Source organism: uncultured Thiodictyon sp., assembly GCA_903837595.1.
In the GTDB taxonomy this organism is placed as follows: Bacteria; Pseudomonadota; Gammaproteobacteria; order Chromatiales; family Chromatiaceae; genus Thiodictyon.
Genome location: CAILVI010000282.1, coordinates 1 through 17,799 on the forward strand (window position 1 = coordinate 1; position 17,799 = coordinate 17,799).

At 65.4% G+C, this 17,799-nt stretch carries 14 protein-coding genes; 9 read left to right on the forward strand and 5 right to left on the reverse strand.

Annotated elements, in window-relative coordinates; translation table 11 throughout:
* The 6 genes from QZY44_RS15405 to QZY44_RS15430 form a co-directional block, all read left to right on the forward strand.
* Positions 1-224, forward strand: a 224-nt coding sequence (locus QZY44_RS15405) for a sigma 54-interacting transcriptional regulator (RefSeq protein ID WP_295447808.1), incomplete at its 5' end; no start/stop codon positions are given.
* A 157-nt stretch (positions 225-381) separates the two neighbouring features.
* A complete protein-coding gene (locus QZY44_RS15410) occupies positions 382-681 on the forward strand; it encodes a helix-turn-helix domain-containing protein (protein ID WP_295447811.1) in 300 nt (99 codons plus the stop codon).
* A gap of 229 nt (positions 682-910) precedes the next feature.
* The gene (locus QZY44_RS15415; RefSeq protein ID WP_295447814.1) at positions 911-1,213 is read left to right on the forward strand and encodes a type II toxin-antitoxin system prevent-host-death family antitoxin; all 303 of its coding nucleotides are present in this window, start codon (positions 911-913) and stop codon (positions 1,211-1,213) included.
* 370 nt (positions 1,214-1,583) lie between these two features.
* A complete protein-coding gene (locus QZY44_RS15420; protein ID WP_295447817.1) occupies positions 1,584-2,672 on the forward strand; it encodes a serine/threonine-protein kinase in 1,089 nt (362 codons plus the stop codon).
* 183 nt (positions 2,673-2,855) lie between these two features.
* Positions 2,856-3,068 (forward strand): hypothetical protein, encoded by a 213-nt coding sequence (locus QZY44_RS15425; RefSeq protein WP_295447820.1) that lies wholly within the window; start codon positions 2,856-2,858, stop codon positions 3,066-3,068.
* Between the two features lie 193 nt (positions 3,069-3,261).
* Positions 3,262-4,500, forward strand: coding sequence for a PrpF domain-containing protein (locus QZY44_RS15430; protein WP_295447821.1), 1,239 nt, complete (start codon positions 3,262-3,264; stop codon positions 4,498-4,500).
* A 227-nt stretch (positions 4,501-4,727) separates the two neighbouring features.
* On the opposite strand, the gene QZY44_RS15435 is transcribed toward QZY44_RS15430, so the two are convergent.
* From QZY44_RS15435 to QZY44_RS15450, 4 genes are all read right to left on the reverse strand, one after another.
* Complete coding sequence (locus QZY44_RS15435) at positions 4,728-7,001, reverse strand: peptidoglycan-binding domain-containing protein (protein WP_295447823.1); 2,274 nt, start codon at positions 6,999-7,001, stop codon at positions 4,728-4,730.
* Positions 7,002-7,129: 128 nt separating this feature from the next.
* Positions 7,130-9,655, reverse strand: a complete 2,526-nt coding sequence (gene hrpB, locus QZY44_RS15440) for an ATP-dependent helicase HrpB (protein ID WP_295447871.1) — start codon at positions 9,653-9,655, stop codon at positions 7,130-7,132.
* Positions 9,652-9,849, reverse strand: a complete 198-nt coding sequence (locus QZY44_RS15445; RefSeq protein WP_295447826.1) for a hypothetical protein — start codon at positions 9,847-9,849, stop codon at positions 9,652-9,654. Before QZY44_RS15445 ends, hrpB begins: the two co-directional genes overlap by 4 nt.
* Positions 9,850-9,876: 27 nt before the next feature.
* On the reverse strand, positions 9,877-10,188 hold the full coding sequence (locus QZY44_RS15450; protein WP_295447831.1) for a DUF4342 domain-containing protein: 312 nt from the start codon (positions 10,186-10,188) through the stop codon (positions 9,877-9,879).
* A gap of 239 nt (positions 10,189-10,427) precedes the next feature.
* Here QZY44_RS15450 and QZY44_RS15455 point away from each other — a divergent pair, with 239 nt between their 5' ends.
* On the forward strand, positions 10,428-11,195 hold the full coding sequence (locus QZY44_RS15455) for a hypothetical protein (RefSeq protein ID WP_295447835.1): 768 nt from the start codon (positions 10,428-10,430) through the stop codon (positions 11,193-11,195).
* Positions 11,196-11,288: 93 nt separating this feature from the next.
* On the opposite strand, the gene QZY44_RS15460 is transcribed toward QZY44_RS15455, so the two are convergent.
* A complete protein-coding gene (locus QZY44_RS15460; protein ID WP_295447839.1) occupies positions 11,289-12,869 on the reverse strand; it encodes a bifunctional aminoglycoside phosphotransferase/ATP-binding protein in 1,581 nt (526 codons plus the stop codon).
* Positions 12,870-13,040: 171 nt separating this feature from the next.
* Here QZY44_RS15460 and QZY44_RS15465 point away from each other — a divergent pair, with 171 nt between their 5' ends.
* Together QZY44_RS15465 and QZY44_RS15470 are read left to right on the forward strand one after the other, a co-directional pair.
* Positions 13,041-14,255, forward strand: coding sequence for a response regulator (locus tag QZY44_RS15465; protein WP_295447842.1), 1,215 nt, complete (start codon positions 13,041-13,043; stop codon positions 14,253-14,255).
* Between the two features lie 33 nt (positions 14,256-14,288).
* Positions 14,289-17,771: a CHASE domain-containing protein gene (locus QZY44_RS15470; RefSeq protein ID WP_295447844.1), complete on the forward strand. Its 3,483-nt coding sequence runs from the start codon at positions 14,289-14,291 to the stop codon at positions 17,769-17,771.
* The last annotated feature ends 28 nt before the right edge of the window (positions 17,772-17,799 follow it).

Sequence of the window (17,799 nt, forward strand, 5' to 3'; positions counted from 1 at the left end):
GCACCCTGTTCCTGGACGAGCTCGGCGAACTGCCCAAACCCGCCCAGGTCAAGCTGTTGCGCGCGCTCCAGGAAGGCGAGGCCACCCGCGTCGGCGCCACCGCCACACCATGGTCGACGTGCGCATCCTCGCCGCCACCAACCGCAGCCTGGTCGATGAGGTCGCCGCCGGCCGCTCTTCTACCGGCTCGCCGTCGCCGTCATCCAACTGCCGAGGCTCCGTGAACGCGAGGGCGACGCCGGCCTGCTGCTCGACCGGCTGCTGGACCAGGTCAACCGCGAGAGCGAGAGCGAGACCGAACCCGGCTACAGCCCCAAGAACCTTTCCGTTACCGCAAGAAAACTTCTGCTTGAGCACCCCTGGCCTGGCAACGTCCGCGAGATGCTCAATACGCTCCGCCGCGCCGCCGTCTGGACCCCAGGCCCGACCATCGACCTGGAGGACGCCCGCGACGCCCTGCTGCCGAGCCCGACGCGGGACCTGGCCAGCGACCCGACCCTGACCCAGGACATCGCCCAAGGAATTGATCTCACAGCCACCATCGACCAAGTCGCCCGGCACTACCTGGAACAGGCAATGCGCCTCACCGGCGGCAACAAGACCCGCGCCGCCCGGCTGTTCGGCTTCGGCAACCCAACGACCTTGACCAACTGGCTCAAGAAACACGGGGTCGAGCCGTGATGGCACGGCAACTGCTTAATACGGGTCAAGGCAGGTCGGGTTAGGCGCGCCGGCTCCTCATCGATTGTTCTGCCGCGACGCCGCGGCGCGCCGTAACCCGACAGAGCACGCAACAGTCCGCGACACCGCGCTAAACTGGCATCGATCCGGAGAAACCACTCGACAACATGCAAACCCGTGCCTTCCGGCCCGATGCATCCGTTACAACACGCCCAAGGTTAAGAGCCCGATGAACGCGATCACCTACACCGCCGCCCGCGCCGACCTTGCCAGCGCCATGGACCGGGTCTGTGACGACCATGAGCCGGTCATCATCACCCGCGAGTCCGACCAGGCGGTCGTAATGCTCTCTTTGGACGACTGCAACGTCCTGGCCGAGACCGCCCACCTGCTGCGCAGCCCCAACAACGCCAGGCGGCTGCTGGATTCCATCGCCGAGTTGGAGCAGGGTGGCGGCACGGAGCGCGCACTCCGTCATTCCGGCAGGATGCCGGAATCCAGTGCCATGGACGGTAAGCCGGGGTCGCGGTGACCTCTATGACACACTCCCGATAACACCACCGGCATCACTGACACCCAAGCAACGCACAGGACAACCCGATGATCCTCAAGGGACTCACCCTCGAAAACTTCAAAGGTATCCACGAGCCGGTGCGGATCGGGCCAGTCGGTCGGACTAGCCCGATTGCCAATATCCTATTACGGACAATGGGTCGCGCGACAGTAACCCGACTTAATCGTGCACGCATTGAACAGCGACTGGTACGAGTCCCGGCCCGAGTGGTGGGCCTTTCAACGTCAATCAATCGCCCCGTTATGGGCTCTTGGCCGATGGCAGCAAGCATCGCGATCCAAGTTCTCGATCCTAATGAGATTTTCCAGCATGTCCGAGAAATGGCATAATGAGCAATCTGATTTACATTGAGGAAACCATCAATAGCATGCGAGATATCCTGGAGGGTATAGCGCTTTACCGTCTTTCAATAAAGGACTATGCTGTAGAGGAAAGATACCGTACAGCGCGCAAGCGGCTAATCGAGCTAAAGCCTCTTATCGGCGAGGTTCCGGATTTCTTGAAAGACTCTAACGATGCGTGGGGCTATTGGGATTTTATTAAGACGCTTTCGACATACGACGAAAGGCGAGAGTTTCTGAAAAACAGCTACGACTTGCACTACTCTTCCGCGTGCAATAACTATGAAGAGGTATCTATTGAGCAACACTTCCTTCAGAGAGATCTGGTGTTAGACGAGAAGATAGGAGCCGGCGGCTTTGGCACCGTTCATAAAGCGACTCACGCAGCACTCGGTTCGTTAAGAGCGGTGAAGGTCTTTGATCCTAGCTTTTATCAAGGAGAAGGTAAGCCGGTTCAGCGCTTTGCCAGAGAAGCGTCTTTGCTGGGATCGCTATCCCACCGTAACATTGTCCGATTTTACGATGCTGGAATTGCCGGAAGAACTCCCTTTATCGTCACCGAATTTATAGATGGCGACAACCTAGACCAAATAATGAGGGAAAAAGGCATTTTTCGTGAGCTTGAAGTGAGAAAACTCTGCCTGCAAGTTCTTCAAGCGCTGCAAGAAGCTCACAGCTTGGGTATTTATCATAGAGATATAAAGCCGTCAAATATTATGATGTCTGGCGACATCTATAAGATAGTCGATTTTGGCGCAGGGGTGGCAATCGAACACACGTTAGCGACTCGGCTGACGACATCCGCGGTGGGCACTTCTGGCTTCATCGCCCCGGAACTGCAAATGGAGCCAACATTGCTAGGTGCGGGTCCTGATCTGTATTCTGTAGGGGTTACGGCGCATTATTTGCTCACTGGGACTCTTCCGCATCCTGGGAACATGCAGCGATCGCTATCTGATCAAGGTGTATCAACCGACTTTTCAGACCTTCTAATAAGATCGCTGAGCCCTCCGAAGGAGCGATATGAATCGGCTGATGATATGGGAACGGAGATTGGGCGATTGCGGTCAATTTGACGGATCGGCGAATTGTCATGTGCGTACCAGAATATGGAGAATGGAAGCGCGTAGGTTGGGGTGAGGAACAAACCCCAACAGCATTCGTCGATGCTGGAACGCAGCGTTGGGGTTCGCCACGCTCACCCCAACCTACCGGGTCTATTGGCGTCAACCTCATCTGCTCATCGCGAGACTTAGATCATGTTGCAAACCATCGAAGTCGAGATCGACACCACCGGCCAAGTACATCCGTTGGAGCCGCCGATCCGCCTGCCGCCCGGTCGCGCCCTGCTCACATTGCTGGACTTGGAAGCGAACGATTCGGCCCTGTTGGCAGAGGCTGTCTTGGCCGAAGATTGGCTGAAAGCGGAGGAGGATGAGGCATGGGCGCGTTTGCAGCCGGGCAAGTCGTAGTCTCGTCTGGCTCCAACGCTCCAGCGTCGCCTGGCCAATCGCGCCGCTGGAGCGATCAAGACTGCATTCCGACGCAGAGCGTCGGAACGAGATGACAGTCTGAACCAGGGTTAGTGCTGCGGTGGCCTGCCACGCCGCAGACAGCCAGCTCAGTTCAAAGCGTTGGAAGTAGACGGGAAGAGGTGCACCACCGATGAGCAAATTCGACACGAACAATGAGCAGATGATTTTTCCGGTGACTATCATCAGAGGAGGCACCAGCCGGGGCTTATTCTTCGTCGCTGATGAAATTCCGGAGATGGGACATGGTCAGGAGCAGTTCTTGGCAGCCGTCATGGGGAAGCCCGACCCGCTTGAAGTCGACGGTTTGGGTGGAGGACAGTTCTGGAATTCAAAGGTCGCAATTGTCGGCCGGTCACAGCGCCGCGACGCGGATATCGACTACACGTTTGTTCAGGTGGAGCCGCTGACCGATACGCTGGACTACAATGCCAATTGCGGTAATGTCTCAGCCGGGGTTCCGCTGTTTGCATTGGATAGAGGGCTGATTACCCTGCCGGATGGGCAACACGAACTGCGGATCTGGAATACGAACACCCAGAAGCTGCTCTATGCGGAAGTGATGATCAAGAACAACAGTGCGGTGGTGGCCGGCGATTATGTCATATCTGGGATTCCGGGTAGCGGTTCTAAGATATTCATGGATTTCCGTGATACAGTCGGACCCGCAACAGGAAAGATGTTTCCTACCGGCAGGGTCAAGGATCGGGTCATTATGGAAGACGGCACTGAGGTTTTCGTGACCATTTGCGACGTATCCAATATTGTCGCTTATGTTCATGCCGGTGCTGTCGGCTGCAGCGGACGGGAAACGCTCTACGAACTGAATGCCAGGCACGAGCTGTTCGATCGTTGCGCGGAAATCCGTGGGAAAGCGGCCATGCTGGCTGGGCTGGTTGATTGCTGGCAGGACGCCAGGGAATGGTTCTTGCCGCCGGTTTGCATGGTGACCGGAGCCGAGACCTATACCGCGTCGGACGGCACGGTGGTCGAGAGAGCGCAATGTTCATTGATCGGTAAACTGGTGGTTGTGAGAGGCATGCATCCGACTTTTATGGGCACAGGCTCGTGTTGTTTTGCAGCGGCGGCAGCGGTGCCAGGAACCATCCCCAATGATCTGATGCCGAAGCGGGATATTCGGTCGTCCTTCGTATTTGGTCATCCGGGTGGAGTCATGCCCATGGAGGTGGGTGTGGTGCTCAACGATCAATGCAACAGGATATCTTTTAAACGTCTGGGGTTCGGTCGAACGGCAAGGAAGATTGCCGAGTGTTCTGTTTATGTCAGGCCCGACATCATGGAGAATCTCAAGGTGAGCGTTGTCTTGCCTAATTCGAAAATTGGCCTGCCGGGGCAAGCCGCTTGCTCCTGAGCCGGCAGTTGGCCCTCGCGTCCTCATATAGGGGCTTGCGTTGCTCGATCTGACGCCTATTTGCGATGCTCCGGGGAAGGTCGCTCATTCACGACCGATGAAGCGCAGGAGCCTCTTGAAACCTTGATCGCAATTGCGGCCATCGGCGCACGGGGCGCGGAGCGCCAAACACAGGCGTGACACCGCTGGAGCGGTGTCACGCGAACGGTGTGAGGGGTGCTCAGCCGTCATCCCGGACGAATCATGCAGCGCGGACCACAGACGGTGGGTTTTTCCTCTGCGACCTCACACATGGAATCGGTCTCGGTCCACCCATAGAATGGACACTGCGGGCCGGTGATGGGCAGAAAGATGTCCGGCCCCATTGTGGGCAGGCCCAGCATGTTGAGTGTCACGGCATCCACTATGCCCAAGGTCTTGCGCAGACCATTGCGTAACTGGAAGGTGTTGAGTGCGACCACCGTTGCCTTGTCCAGCTTGCCGGGGAAGGGGCGCGGATTGTATTCGACATGCTTCTTGCGTTTGCGGTCACGCCAGACCACTTTCTGCGTCGGCTGCGTCAGCAGTCCCTGAGCGGCCAGCGCGGTCTGCAACGCGGCAATATGCGGCGTTGCTAACCGCTGTTGCCTGGCCGGCAGTTTCTTGATGCGGTTCAGGTCCAGCGCGCCATTAAAAGAAGCTAACTGGCCGGCCTGCAATTGCGCATAACGGGTGATGCGTTGGTCATAGAATTCGAGTGCGATCCGCTCGGCGGGCGTCAACAGGTTGGCATGCGCCGGATCCTTCGGCTCCTCCTTGCCGATCTTCTTGCGGAACTGGTGCAGCGCCTTGCGCACCTCCGGGTGGGTGGTGCTCGGCTCCTGCGCCTGCGGCGGCAGCAGCTTCAGGTGACGCAGGGCCGCTAATGCCTCCGGTGACAGCGTATCCCGCGGGGCGTCCTCTCCCTGGCTGATGAGCGTGGTGACGCGCTCCTTATACTGGCGGATTTCGTCCCGGCCCAGCGGGCCGATCACCATCACCTCTGGTACCAGTACCGCGCGGCCGTTCTCATAGCGAAACTCGACTGGGTCGGGCAAATTTGCTGGATTGAATGACCGCTCCGCAACATCGCCCCCTTTGAGTGCGAAGCCGACGCCATACTTGGCCCGCACCAGGGCCGGCTGGTCGGCGGCCCGCACGCGCTTCGCCAGATTGGCCAGGAATCCGGCCCAGGTATAGGGCTGGGACTGTCCTTTACCGTCGCGGTAGAACATTCCAAGGTTGCCAGTCACCGTCGGAGAGTTGGCGGGCAGTCCCCACTGCGACGACACGGGCGGCGGTGGTGGGGGCGCCAGGGGAGCCATCGGTAACACCAGGCCGGTTTCGGGGGCGGCGAGCGGCGCGGGCTCCAACCCCACCGCTCCTCTGAGGATTGTGATGATACGGTCGCTTGTTGTTCGGCCCGGCGCGGTTTGCTGCCCGCGCGGCGTCGCAACGGGCGGCGGCAGAACAATACTCACGCGTGATGTCGTCGCGGGCGCGGCCGCCACCGTGGGTGAAGCCAGCGCTCGGCGGGATGCCATCGCCGTGACGGCGGCAGCAGGAGGGGGAGCAGGCGCACGCCCGGCACGGGCAACAAAGGCGGGTACGACGGCCATGGGGGGAGCGGCTGATGGGGCCGCCAGTGCTGGTATGGTGACGATTCTGCCGTCCACCGTGGCGAGTTCCGGGCTGGTTTCCAGCGTTGGCGCCGGCGCCTCGACAGCCTTGACACACAGGGTATCGCGCGCCTCGCCGCGTGCCAGGGCCAGCACCCGTCGGCCCTGTCCGGCCCCCAGGAAGTGGAACAGATAATCCTCTTCCGCCGTGGTTGCGCCGTTCTCGACGCTCAGATAGTGTTTGGCAAAGGCCAGCACGGCGAAGTTGTGCCGCAGTAGCTGGAGCTCCTCATCATCGGCCCCCCGCTGGCCGTCCATCGTTTCCAGTATCAGGCTGCGCACCTTGGCATCGGTAAAGGGTCCCTCGCTGAGATCCAGGCGTTCGCGGCCCATGGCCGCATTGGCCTCACTGGCGGCCAGCAATTGCGCCCCGTACTTCTTGACAATGCCATGAAAGGTACCGGGCAGGAACTGCCAAACCCCAGTCGCCGATCCCAGGCTACCATTCTTCAGGGTGGGCCGGACGTGGTCGTTCCAGGTATAGGCGCTTTCCATCTCGCCGGTGGCCAGTGCCTGTCCCAGACTGGCTCCGGTGCGCTCAGACACGTCCAGCAAAATGCGCATCTGCCGCAGTGAGATATCCTGCGTCCGGTCGTAGTTGCGGGATTGGTTGGCGGAGAGTGCCTGATAGGCCGCCACGGTCAGCGGCGGCGGCGCCCCGCCGGAATAGGTGACAGGAATCATCGCCTGGTCAGCGGCGTGGCTCGGCGCCAGGGCCAGGGCGCCCGCCAGGGCGAGGCCGCCAAGGAAGCTTGGTGCTTGGCCCTGGTGCGGACGGCCACTCAATGGTTGGGATTCAATCACAGTGTGTAAACCTGGCTCGCGGGCGAATAGCATAAGACCGTTATCGCTTTCTTACAATAACTTATCTTGTCCTGAAACACCGGCCACGTGGTACCTGGTGTGCGGACCGCGGTCCGGTGCGGGCGGGCTCAGCCACGGTGGCCGCGGGTCTTGGTGACCGGCTGCGCGGTGAGCGGGTCGTCCGGCCAGGGGTGTTTGGGGTAGCGTCCGCGCAGTTCCTTGCGGACCTCGGGATAGCCGCGTGCCCAGAAGCCGGCCAGATCGCGGGTGATCTGAACCGGCCGGCCGGCGGGGGAGAGCAGGTGCAGCATGATGGGGACGCGCCCTGCGCACAGGCTCGGGGTCTCGCGGGTGCCGAAGAGTTCCTGCAGTGGGACCGGTAGGACCGGCTCCGGACCGGCCAGATAATCCAGCCGCCGGCGGTTGCCGGCCGGGGTCGTCAGGGTTTCCGGCGCCAGGGTGTCGAGGCGCGCGCGCTGACCCCAATCCAGCATCCCCACCAGGGCTTCTGTGAGGCGCAGGGCGCGTACGTCCGCCAGGCTGCGCTTGCCCTGGAGCCAGGGTGCGAGCCAGTCGCCCAGGTCCGCGCTCAATCGCTCATCGGACAGGTCGGGCCAACCGCCCTGGGCATCGTGAGTGCGCAGCAGATTGACCCGTGCCTGTAACTGTCGCGCCGCCGGATCCCAGTTCAGGGCGCGCTCGAACTGGCGCGCCACCTGCTCCAGGAGCAATGCGAGGGTGCGCTCCGGGTCCGCGGTCGGAATCGCTTGGGAGTCCAGCACCAGTGCGGCAAGTCGGCTCTCTCGGCGCGCCGTCACGCTCTCCCGGGCGGCGTCCCAGCCCAGTTCCTCGCTCACTTGGATGCGCCCGGCCAGGGTCTCACGCAGGTCTGATTCGCTGATCGGCAAGGCGAGTTGGATGCGTGCATCGGGACCGCGGGCGTCCAGTTCGGCCGCCACCAGATAGGGGTGGGTCGCGAGCGCATCGTCGCGCGGCAGCTCGGCGCCGGTCCCCCCGGCCAGGAGGTAGCGAGTGCCCAGGGCGCCCCGGCGCTGGCCGATCCGGTCCGGGTAGGCCAGTGCGAGCAGGGCGCCGGGTTCGCGTGCCGGCGCCGGGGCGCCCCCGGGGCGTTCCCGCTCCCGCTCCGGGCTCAGCCGGCGGCTCAACCGGTCGGCGGTCACCAGTCGGCCACGCTCCATTTCCCGCACCGGCCGGCCCGCGCGAAACGCCTCCAGTGCGTGCAGGCGCAACCCCAGGTCCGCCGGCCGCCCCGCCCCCGGGGTGCCGACCCAGCCATCGCGCTCCGCGAGCAGCGCCGCCACGTCCGCGGCGCGGCGCGCCTCCTGTCCGGGTTGGGCGGCGCACAGCATCCGCCCCAGGCGCGGGTGCAGGGGTAGTTCCGCGAGCCGTCGCCCGATGGGGGTGATAGCCCCGGACTGGTCCAGAGCGCCTAAGTCTTTCAGCAGGTCGACCGCCTGGAGCCAGGCGGGCGGGGGCGGCGCGTCCAGCCAGCGCAGCTCACCCGGGTCGCGCAGGCCCCACAGTGCGAGATCCAGGGCCAGTGGCGCCAGGTCCGCGTCCAAGACCTCGGCGCGCCGGTGGGGGGGGCGGCCGACCTCCTGGGCGCGCGTCCACAGCCGGTAACAGACCCCGGGACCAAGCCGCCCGGCACGCCCGGCGCGCTGCTCGGCTGAGGCCAGCGGGATCGGTTCGGTCACCAGTCGGCTGAGGCCGGAGCCGGCATGAAAGCGGGGCTTGCGGGCGAGACCGCCGTCGATGACCGTGGTCACGCCCTCGATGGTGACACTGGTCTCGGCGATGTCGGTGGCGAGCACGACCCGCCGACCCCCGCCCGGCCCGGGGACCAGGGCGCGCTGTTGTTCGGCGACGCTGAGCGTGCCGTGCAGAGGCAGGACCTCGATCCCCTCGGCGAGGGTCCCGATCAGGCGCGCACGCACCCGCTCGATCTCGCCGGCGCCGGGCAGGAAGGCGAGCAGGTCCCCGGCCTGCTCCTGGATCGCCGTGCGGATCGCCTGCTCCATGGCCGCCACCGGGTCGCGCGGCGCGACCTCCAGGTAGCGGACCGCCACCGGAAATAGACGCCCCTGCGCGCGGATCACCGGCACCCCGCCCAGCAGGCGGGCGACTGAGTCGGCCTCCAGGGTGGCGGACATGACGAGGATGCGCAGGTCCGGGCGCAGGGCCTCGGCCAAGTCCAGGGCCAGCGCCAGACCTAAGTCCGCCTGGAGGCTGCGCTCGTGGAATTCGTCGAAGATCAGTAGCCCGACCCCTTTAAGCCCCGGGTCCGACTGGAGTCGGCGGGTGAGGATGCCCTCGGTCAGGACCTGGATGCGGGTGTTGGGGCCGATGCGCCGCTCGAAGCGGACTTGATAGCCGACCGTCTCCCCGACCGGCTCGCCGAGCAGATCGGCCATGCGGGCGGCGGCCATGCGGGCGGCCGGGCGCCGTGGCTCCAACATGAGGATGGTGCCGCCCGTGAGCCAGGGTGCATCGCGCAGCAGCAGCGGGACGTGCGTTGTCTTGCCGGACCCGGGCGGGGCGGTAAGGACCGCGTGGCCCTGGGCCAGGGCGGCGGCGAGTGAGGGGAGGGCGCCGTCGACCGGTAGCGGCGCCCCGCGGTCGGGCAGGCTCAGGACGCGGCGGCCTCGCCTTCGGCGGCGGGCTCGGGTGCCGGCTTCGGCCGGGCCTGAGTGATCAGGGCCTCAGCCAACAGGATTTGGGTCTTCTCGGCGGCGTGGACCCACTGCTTGTTCTTGGCCTTGACGGCGTAGCGGCCGGACTTCTTCTTGAAGATGGTGTAGTCGGCGGTCTGCTTGATCTGCTGCATATAAATTAAGTCGCTAGTGGTGTGTGGTTAGTCGGGGTCCCGGTCTGCCTTGCGCAGGCGCGGCTTGGCGTTGGGGTCGCGTTCGATCTCGATCCGGAACTGGGTGAACAAGGCCGTCATGGCGGCGAGTGCGGTCAGCACCGGCGCCAGCAGCACCAGCGCCCCGGCGACCCCCAGGCCGACGTTGAGCGGGATCTCAGTCAGGGCCTCGCCGTTGGGTCGGCGCACGATCAGCCGGCGCACGTTGCCTTCTTGGATCAGTGCCTTGACCTTGCCCACCAGATCGCCTCCGGCGACGGTGATCTCCTCGGTGAAGGGCCGCGGGTCCTTGTCAGACATGGGTCTTGCCTCCAGGGTGGATCGGTAGCCGACAACTTTAACCCTTTTCGGGGTTGGCGTCACAGGGGGCGTTCAAGGTGCGCGGGGCGCAAGCCGGGGTCGTTCCTGTCCGGTAGGAGCGGCCCCCCGGCCGCGACGGGCCGCCGCAAGGGCGCGCGGTCGGAGTTATGATGAAGACCGATCGTCGCTGACCGCAACGATGCCCAAGGCCGGTAAGGCTCATGAACGGTGAAATGGCAATGACGATGTATTTGTTTCCCTGGCACCGACCAAACAGTTGGCTCAGCGGCACGCTCCGGCGTCTCATTATGGCCGCCGGGCTGATTGCGTTGCTACCTGTGTACGCTCGGGAATCGCCGCCCTGGCCCGATACCTTCGTGGCGCGGCTCCAGGCGCTGGCGCTGATTCAAACCCTCAATGCCGACATACTCGCAAGCCGCAGCGCAACGCGGAGCCTGGAGGGCTGGTGTCGTGACCATCGGCTGGCCGCGGAGCCGAAGATCGTGGCGCACGTCATGGCCGCGCAGGACAAGGCGCCGACGGACGAACAGCGGCAGCGCCTCGCGGTGACTGACCAAGACGTGGTGAAATATCGGCGGGTGCGACTGCAATGCGGTACCCAGGTCCTGTCGGAGGCAGAGAATTGGTATGTGCCCGCGCGCTTGACCTCGGAGATGAATCGCCTCCTGGAGACGACCGATACCCCGTTCGGCAAGGTGGTCGAATCGGTTGAACCCTATCGCCGGACCTTTGCGGTCACTCAGTTGTGGGCGCCGCTACCGGCCGGTTGGGAGCGTGAGTCAGGTCCGCTGCCGCGGGCGACCGGCTGCATCCTGGCCATTCCGGACGCCATTCTTGAGCATCGGGCGGTACTCTACACGCGTGAGCATCAGCCGTTCGCTGAGGTCGCGGAGGTCTACCAACGCCAGTTGCTGGCATTTGCGCCGCGGTTGCCGAACGATACGGATCAGGGGTGCCGCACTGAGCGTCCCGGCGGCGGGCCTTGATCACAGCAATGCAATCCCACAGGAGATGCGAATGGTCAAGCCGCTCGGTGAGCCTCGACCGCCGGCTCAGTGAACTCACTGTCCGGGTGTCGATCACTCCCCGATCGGCACCCCAGTGAGTGCCGCAATGCGCCCCAGGATCTGCTCCAGTGGCGGCTGCCTGGTGCTGTTGATCGTGAGTCCCGTGCGGCGCTCCGACCAACTCAGCCGCTCGCAGGCCCCCGCCTGTTGTTCCAGCACGGCGACCGAGGCATCGGAGGCGTCCAGGCCCGCGGCCAGTCGGCTCGCCACCCGCGCACGCAGGACCGCCATGGGTGCCAGCAGGGCGAGGACGGCGAAGCCCGCACCCTGGCGGCGCGCCAGATCGCGAAAGACCGTCCGGCGTGCGCGGGTCAGGAACGTGGCGTCTACCAGCACGTCGTAGCCGCTGGCGAGGATCGCGCTGGCCAGTTCGTGTAGCCGCTGATAGGTCCATTCGGTCGCCTGGGCAAAATAGATCCCGGTGCCGCAACCGATCCCGGACCGCGCCTGCGCGTCCAGACCGAAGAGGCGCTTACGCTCGACGTCCGAGCGCAGGTGAATGGCAGGGAGGGCCTCACGCAGGTCGCAGGCGAGCACACTCTTGCCGGACCCGGACAGGCCGCAGACGAGCAGGAGCCGCGGGCGGCGGCGCCGGGTGTAGGCCGTGGCCAGGTCCAGGTAGCGGCGGCACTGCGCGCGCTGTGCGGCGGCCTGGCCCGCCGGCAGGTCCGCTTGACCTGCCCGGATGGCCAGCACCTTGGCCCGCACCATCGCCCGGTAGACCAGATAGAGGTCCAGGACCGCCAAGGCGCCGTAGTCCCCGCCCAGTGCCAGATACTGGTTGAGCAGGCGGCGCGCCAGCACCGACTCTCCGGCCCCGTCCAGGTCCATGATCAGAAAGGCCAGTTCGCTGGCGGTATCGATCCAGCGCAGGTCCGGGTTGAATTCGAGTGCGTCGAAGAACAGCGGCTCACCATCCACCTGGGCGATATTGCCGCGGTGCAGGTCGCCATGACACTCACGCACCCGACCCTGCGCGAGCCGCTGCTCGATGACCGGGGTCAGGACCCGCCAGCGCTCCAGGGTCCAGCGCGTGAGCCGGTCCAATTGCTCCGTGGCCTCACCGGCCCCGATCAGGGCGCGGACCTGGGTCAGGTTCTCGAGCATGGGGGCCAGCACTGCCGCGGGGGTGCCGAAGGGGCCCGCCGGGTCCGCGTGCGGGATCTGGGCGTGGAAGGCCGCGATCCGCGCGGCGATGCGCTCGACCAGTTCCGGGGGCAGGGCGCATCGGTCGAGCAGGCCCTCTTGGGCAAAGCGGTGCATCTGTACGGCATACTCGAGCACCGCACCGGTGCCACCCACCCGCGGTCGGTCCGGGGTCCCGGTGATCGGCACCACGCCGAGGTACAACTCGGGGGCGAGGCGGCGATTGAGCCGGACCTCCTCCTCACAGTAGCGGCGCCGCCGCTCCAGGGTGGAGAAGTCCAGAAAACCCAAGTTCACCGGCTTCTTGAGCTTGTAGGCGAAGTCCCCGGCCAGCAGGACGTGGGCGCTGTGGGTCTCCAGGTGGCGCAGCGGTGCCGGGGCCGCGTGGGGATAGGCGTCCGGTTGGAGCAACGCCTGGATCAGGCGGGGAAAGGCTTCGGCATCCATCGGGGTCGCTAGGCAGTCCGGTGTGATCTGAATATTAGGCCGGATGATATGCGACTTCGGAACCGGCTGCGGTTGGGGGTATCATCGCCGCATCAATCAGCCGGGGAAGCTGACTGCGCGCGGGCGTCGCGTGGCAGCCCGCGGTAACAGCAAGACAGAGGCCTTGAGAGCATGTCTGAAGACGGCACGGCACGCATACTGATTGTCGATGACGAGCCCATCGGCATCGAAATCGTGGCCCAGGCGCTCGGCCCGGAGTTCGCATGCACCTTTGCCCTGTCTGGCCCCGATGCGCTGACGGCGTTAGAGACCGGCGAACTGCCGGCCCTGATCCTGCTGGATGTCATGATGCCGGGTATGGACGGCTACCAACTGTGCCGCTGGCTGAAGGCCGAGCCGCGTACACGGGAGATTCCCGTGATTTTCATCACGGCCGCCAATGATATCGAGAGTGAGACGAGTGCCCTGCTGGCCGGTGCGGCCGATTTCATCCATAAGCCGGTCACGCCGCAGGTGCTGCGGCTGCGTGTCGGCATGCAGATCCTGCTGCGGGAGCGCGAACAGACCTTGCGTTGGCTCAACGCGGGGCTGGAGCAGCGGGTGAGCGAGCGCACCCGGGCGCTGAGCGAGGCCCTGAGCCGGGCCGAGGCCGCCAATCACGCCAAGACCCGGTTCCTGGCCAACATGAGCGGCGAAATCCGTGCCCCGCTCGCCGACATGGTCGGCCTGCTCGGGCGCTTGCACGAGGAGGAAACCGCGCGGCCTTTGCAGGGGCAAATCGCTGACGTCCTGGTCATCGCCAACACCCTGTCGCGGGTCCTCGGTGACATTCTGGAGCTGGCCGACATCGAGACTGACCGGGTGCTGCTCAATCCGCGGGAATTCGCGCCCTACGAACTGTATGAACGGCTGTATACGGCCATCGCCCCGTTGGCCGCGGCCAAGAACCTGGCGCTGCGATTCGCGCTGGACGCGCTGCCGTCCGGCCTGCGCGGTGACCTGGACCGGCTGTCACAACTGCTGATCCACTTGCTGGACAATGCGGTGAAATTTACCACTGAAGGTTCGGTCACCCTTCGGGCACGGGTGGCGGGCGAGGCCGGCAACCGCGTCCGGCTGGCCTTCACGGTGGTGGATACCGGGTGCGGCGTCCCGGCCGAGGTCCAACAGCAGATCTTCCTGCCCTTCGAGCAGCCCGAGCACACCGGTACTCACCGCCACATCGGCACTGGGCTGGGGCTGGCCATCGCCCGTCAACTGGCCGGGTTGATGAACGGGTGGCTGCGGTTGGCGGGGAGCGATGCGACGGGCAGTACCTTTATCGCCGAGGTCTGGTTGGAGCGCGTCGCCCAACCGGCGACCGACCCCCTACCGCTGCCCCCCTGAGGTCGCGCGCTCGCTAACCACATCTGACTTGAGATGAAGCTCATCGCCTTCCTGGCGCTGGCCTATGCGCTGCTGGGGGCCGCAGGCCTCACCCTGGCGATTCCGCCGGGTTATGCCAGTCCGGTGTTTCCAGCTGCCGGCCTGGCCCTGGCCAGCGCGCTCTGGTGGGGGAGAGCGGCGCTGCCGGGCATTTGGCTCGGTTCCGCGGCGCTGAATCTCGCTCATGCCTCGCTGGGTGGCACCTTGACCCGGGCCACCGTGGGCGTGGCGCTGGTGATTGCCACCGGCGCCACCACGCAAGCCGCGGTCGGGGCCTGGCTGGTGAAGCGCCGACAGGGGGCGGCCTGGCAGGCGCTGGATCGCGAGCAGGACACCTTTCGTTTTCTATTGTTGGGCGGCGTCTTGGCCGGTGTCGTGTCGGCCTCGTTCGGGGTCACCGGGCTCGCCGTCGCCGGGTTGATCGAAGGTGCCGGGGGGGCCTTCACCTGGTGGAACTGGTATGTGGGGGACGTCCTGGGGGTGTTGGTCTTCGCGCCGCTCACGCTGGGCCTGCTCAACCGCGCGGACCCCCTGTGGAGCGACCGGCGCCGCCGCATCCTGATTCCCATGCTGGTCACCCTGGTCCTGGTGATGCTCGCCTTCTACGGTACCGCCCGTTGGGAAAGGCAGACGCAGGACCGTGAGTTGCAGACCGATGGCGAGACCATCGCCAGGCACATCACCGACCGCCTGATCACGCATCGGGAGGTGCTCTCCTCGCTGCGCCATTTCATTGAGGCCACCCCGGACTTCAGTTTTGCCCAGTTCCAGCAGTTCACCCGCCTCACCCTGCAAGACAATCCCGATATCTTCGCGCTCAGCTTCAATGACTTGGTCACGGCCGCCGAGCGCCGCGCCTTTGAGCGCAAGATGAGCGAATTGTCCCCGCTCGGCCCCTACCAGATCACCGAACGCGACCGGGCCGGGGGCCTGGTCCGCGCCGCCGTCCGGCCCGACTATGTGGCGGTGCGCTATATCGTGCCCCTGGCCGATAACCAGCCGGCCGTGGGCTTTGACATCGACTCTGAACCGATCCGCCATGCGGCCATCGAGCGGGCGCGCTCCTCCCACGCCATGGCCGTCACCGCGCCTATCCGGCTGGTGCAGGAGCGGCAGCCGCGGGTGGGGGTGCTGGAGCTGCTGCCCGTCACCAATCGGCTCGGCGCCGGCACGCAGGAGGCGACGCAACAAATCGGTCTGGCCGTGGCGGTGGTCAAGGTGGACCAGTTGGTCGAGATCGCGACTCGGGGCCGCGTGCCGGCCGGGCTGGTGTTTCAATTGACCGATCCCCAGGCCCCTAAGAGTCAGGGCCTGCTCTACCGCTCGGACGCCCAGGCCGCCGCGACCGTCCCTGACCCGCTAGCGGCGGTCCGCTGGAAAATCGGACTACGCATGGGCGACCGCGACTGGGTGTTGTCGATCGCCACCACTGAAAGCTACCGTCAGCAACACCGGCCCTGGCTGGCGTGGGCGGTGGGCGTGGTGGGGCTGATCTTTGCCACGTTGTTGCAGGTGCTGATGCTGGGTATGACCGGGCGGACCGCCGTCATTCAGCGCTACCGCGACCACCTGGAGGAATTGGTCGAGGAGCGGACCCGCCAACTGGCCGAACGCTCCCGTCAGGCCGAAGCGGCCAACCGGGCCAAGACCGAATTCCTGTCCAACATGAGCCATGAGATCCGTACGCCTATGAATGCCATCCTCGGCCTGGCGCAGGTGCTGGAGCGCGACCGGCTGGCGCCGGAGCACCGGCAGATGGTGCAGCGGATTCGTTCCGCGGGGCGCTCGCTGCTGGGTATCATCAACGATATCCTCGACTTTTCCAAGATCGAGGCGGGCCAGATCCGGGTGGACACCCGCGCCTTTGACTTGGCGCCCATCCTGGCCCAAGTCCAGAGCCTCATGGGTGAGATGGCCCGCACCAAGGGACTCACCTTCCAGATCGACACGCCGCCGGGACTGAAGTCCCGGTTGCGGGGCGACCCCTTGCGCGTGGAGCAGGTCCTCGTCAATCTAACGGGCAACGCAGTGAAATTCACCGAGCGAGGGGCGGTGCAGGTCCGTGTAATTCAAGAGGCACTGAGCGCCATCGCGGTGCGCCTGCGCTGCGAGGTTGAAGACACCGGGATCGGCATCGCGCCCGAGCAGCTGACCACCTTGGGTCGGCCCTTTACCCAGGCCGACAGCACCATCACGCGGCGCTTCGGCGGCACCGGGCTGGGCCTGGCCATCAGCAAACACCTGGTCGAACTCATGGGGGGCACCTTCGGCTGCGAGAGCCGCCTCGGGGTCGGCAGTACCTTCTGGTTCGAGCTGCCGTGCGAGCTGGCCACGGCCGAGGACATGCTCCCGGCCGCGGTTCCGCGCGTGCCGATGCCGACCGGGCCCCGGCTGAGTGGGCTGCATTGCCTGGTGGTGGACGACAGTCGCATGAACCGGGACGTCGTTGAACGGGCCCTGAAGCGGGAGGGCGCCCGCGCCACGCTGGCCGCCGATGGCCGGCAGGCGCTGGACTACCTGCGCGCGCAACCGCGAGGCTTCGCGGCCGTCCTCATGGATATCCAGATGCCGGTGTTGGACGGGCTCGCCGCCACCAGCGCGATCCGCGGCGAACTCGGCCTGGTCGAACTCCCGGTGATTGCCTTCACCGCCGGGGTGCTGGCCGAGCAGCGGGCCGCCGCGCTGGCCTCCGGGGTCAACGACTTCCTGGCTAAACCGGTGGACTTGGAGGAATTGGTTGCGGTCCTACAGCGCTGGACCGCACGCTGCGCCCCGCCGTCAACCCGCACTGGCGCCGCGGCCCCGGCGCCCGTACCAACGCCTCAACCGGCGCCTCAACCAGCGTCCCAACCGGAGTCGCCGATGGACTTTCCCGAGATCCCCTGCCTCGATACCCGCCGGGCCGCCATTCAGCTCGACCACGACTGGGCGTTTTTTATCGAACTGTTGCGCGACTTTGCCGGCGACTATGGGCAGGCACCCCAACAGATTCGTCAGGCCCTGGAGCAGGGCGAGTCGACCAAGGCCGCCCGGCTATTGCACACGCTTCGCGGGACGGCCGGGAACATCGGTGCCATGGCGCTGATGCAGAGCGCGGAGTCCGCGGAGGGCGCCATCGTTGCCCAGCGGCCGGACCTGGAGCCCTTGCTCGCGGCCTTCGCCGCGCAGCTCGCCGCGGTCATTGACGCCAGCGGTCCCTGGCTGGAGGCGGCGCCGGTGCCGCCCAGCAACGCGGCCGACGCCGTGGCGCTTGACCCGGCACAGCTCGCGGGGCTGCGGGTCGCACTGGCCCGCCATGACCTGGCGGCCCTGGCCCTGTTTAGCACCCTGCAGCCGGCCCTGGCTCCGGCCCTGGGTCAGACGGCGGTGCAGGCCCTGGCCGAGGCGATCCATGCCCTGCGCTTTGACATCGCGCTGGCCCAGCTCGCACCGCTCACCGCGTGCGTTGACGACTCAGTGAGCCCCACCGGGGCCTGACCAAGCAACGCCCGAGCCCGGGGGCTCT

Excerpts from the sequence above, each read along its gene's own strand:
- QZY44_RS15415 (WP_295447814.1), top strand. The coding sequence starts at position 911 with ATGAACGCGATCACCTACACCGCCGCCCGCGCCGACCTTGCCAGCGCC.
- QZY44_RS15465 (WP_295447842.1), top strand. The coding sequence starts at position 13,041 with ATGTCTGAAGACGGCACGGCACGCATACTGATTGTCGATGACGAGCCC.
- QZY44_RS15470 (WP_295447844.1), top strand. The coding sequence starts at position 14,289 with ATGAAGCTCATCGCCTTCCTGGCGCTGGCCTATGCGCTGCTGGGGGCC.
- QZY44_RS15455 (WP_295447835.1), top strand. The coding sequence starts at position 10,428 with ATGACGATGTATTTGTTTCCCTGGCACCGACCAAACAGTTGGCTCAGC.
- QZY44_RS15410 (WP_295447811.1), top strand. The coding sequence starts at position 382 with ATGCTCAATACGCTCCGCCGCGCCGCCGTCTGGACCCCAGGCCCGACC.
- QZY44_RS15430 (WP_295447821.1), top strand. The coding sequence starts at position 3,262 with ATGAGCAAATTCGACACGAACAATGAGCAGATGATTTTTCCGGTGACT.
- QZY44_RS15460 (WP_295447839.1), bottom strand. The coding sequence starts at position 12,869 with ATGGATGCCGAAGCCTTTCCCCGCCTGATCCAGGCGTTGCTCCAACCG.
- QZY44_RS15425 (WP_295447820.1), top strand. The coding sequence starts at position 2,856 with ATGTTGCAAACCATCGAAGTCGAGATCGACACCACCGGCCAAGTACAT.
- QZY44_RS15450 (WP_295447831.1), bottom strand. The coding sequence starts at position 10,188 with ATGTCTGACAAGGACCCGCGGCCCTTCACCGAGGAGATCACCGTCGCC.
- QZY44_RS15420 (WP_295447817.1), top strand. The coding sequence starts at position 1,584 with ATGAGCAATCTGATTTACATTGAGGAAACCATCAATAGCATGCGAGAT.
- QZY44_RS15445 (WP_295447826.1), bottom strand. The coding sequence starts at position 9,849 with ATGCAGCAGATCAAGCAGACCGCCGACTACACCATCTTCAAGAAGAAG.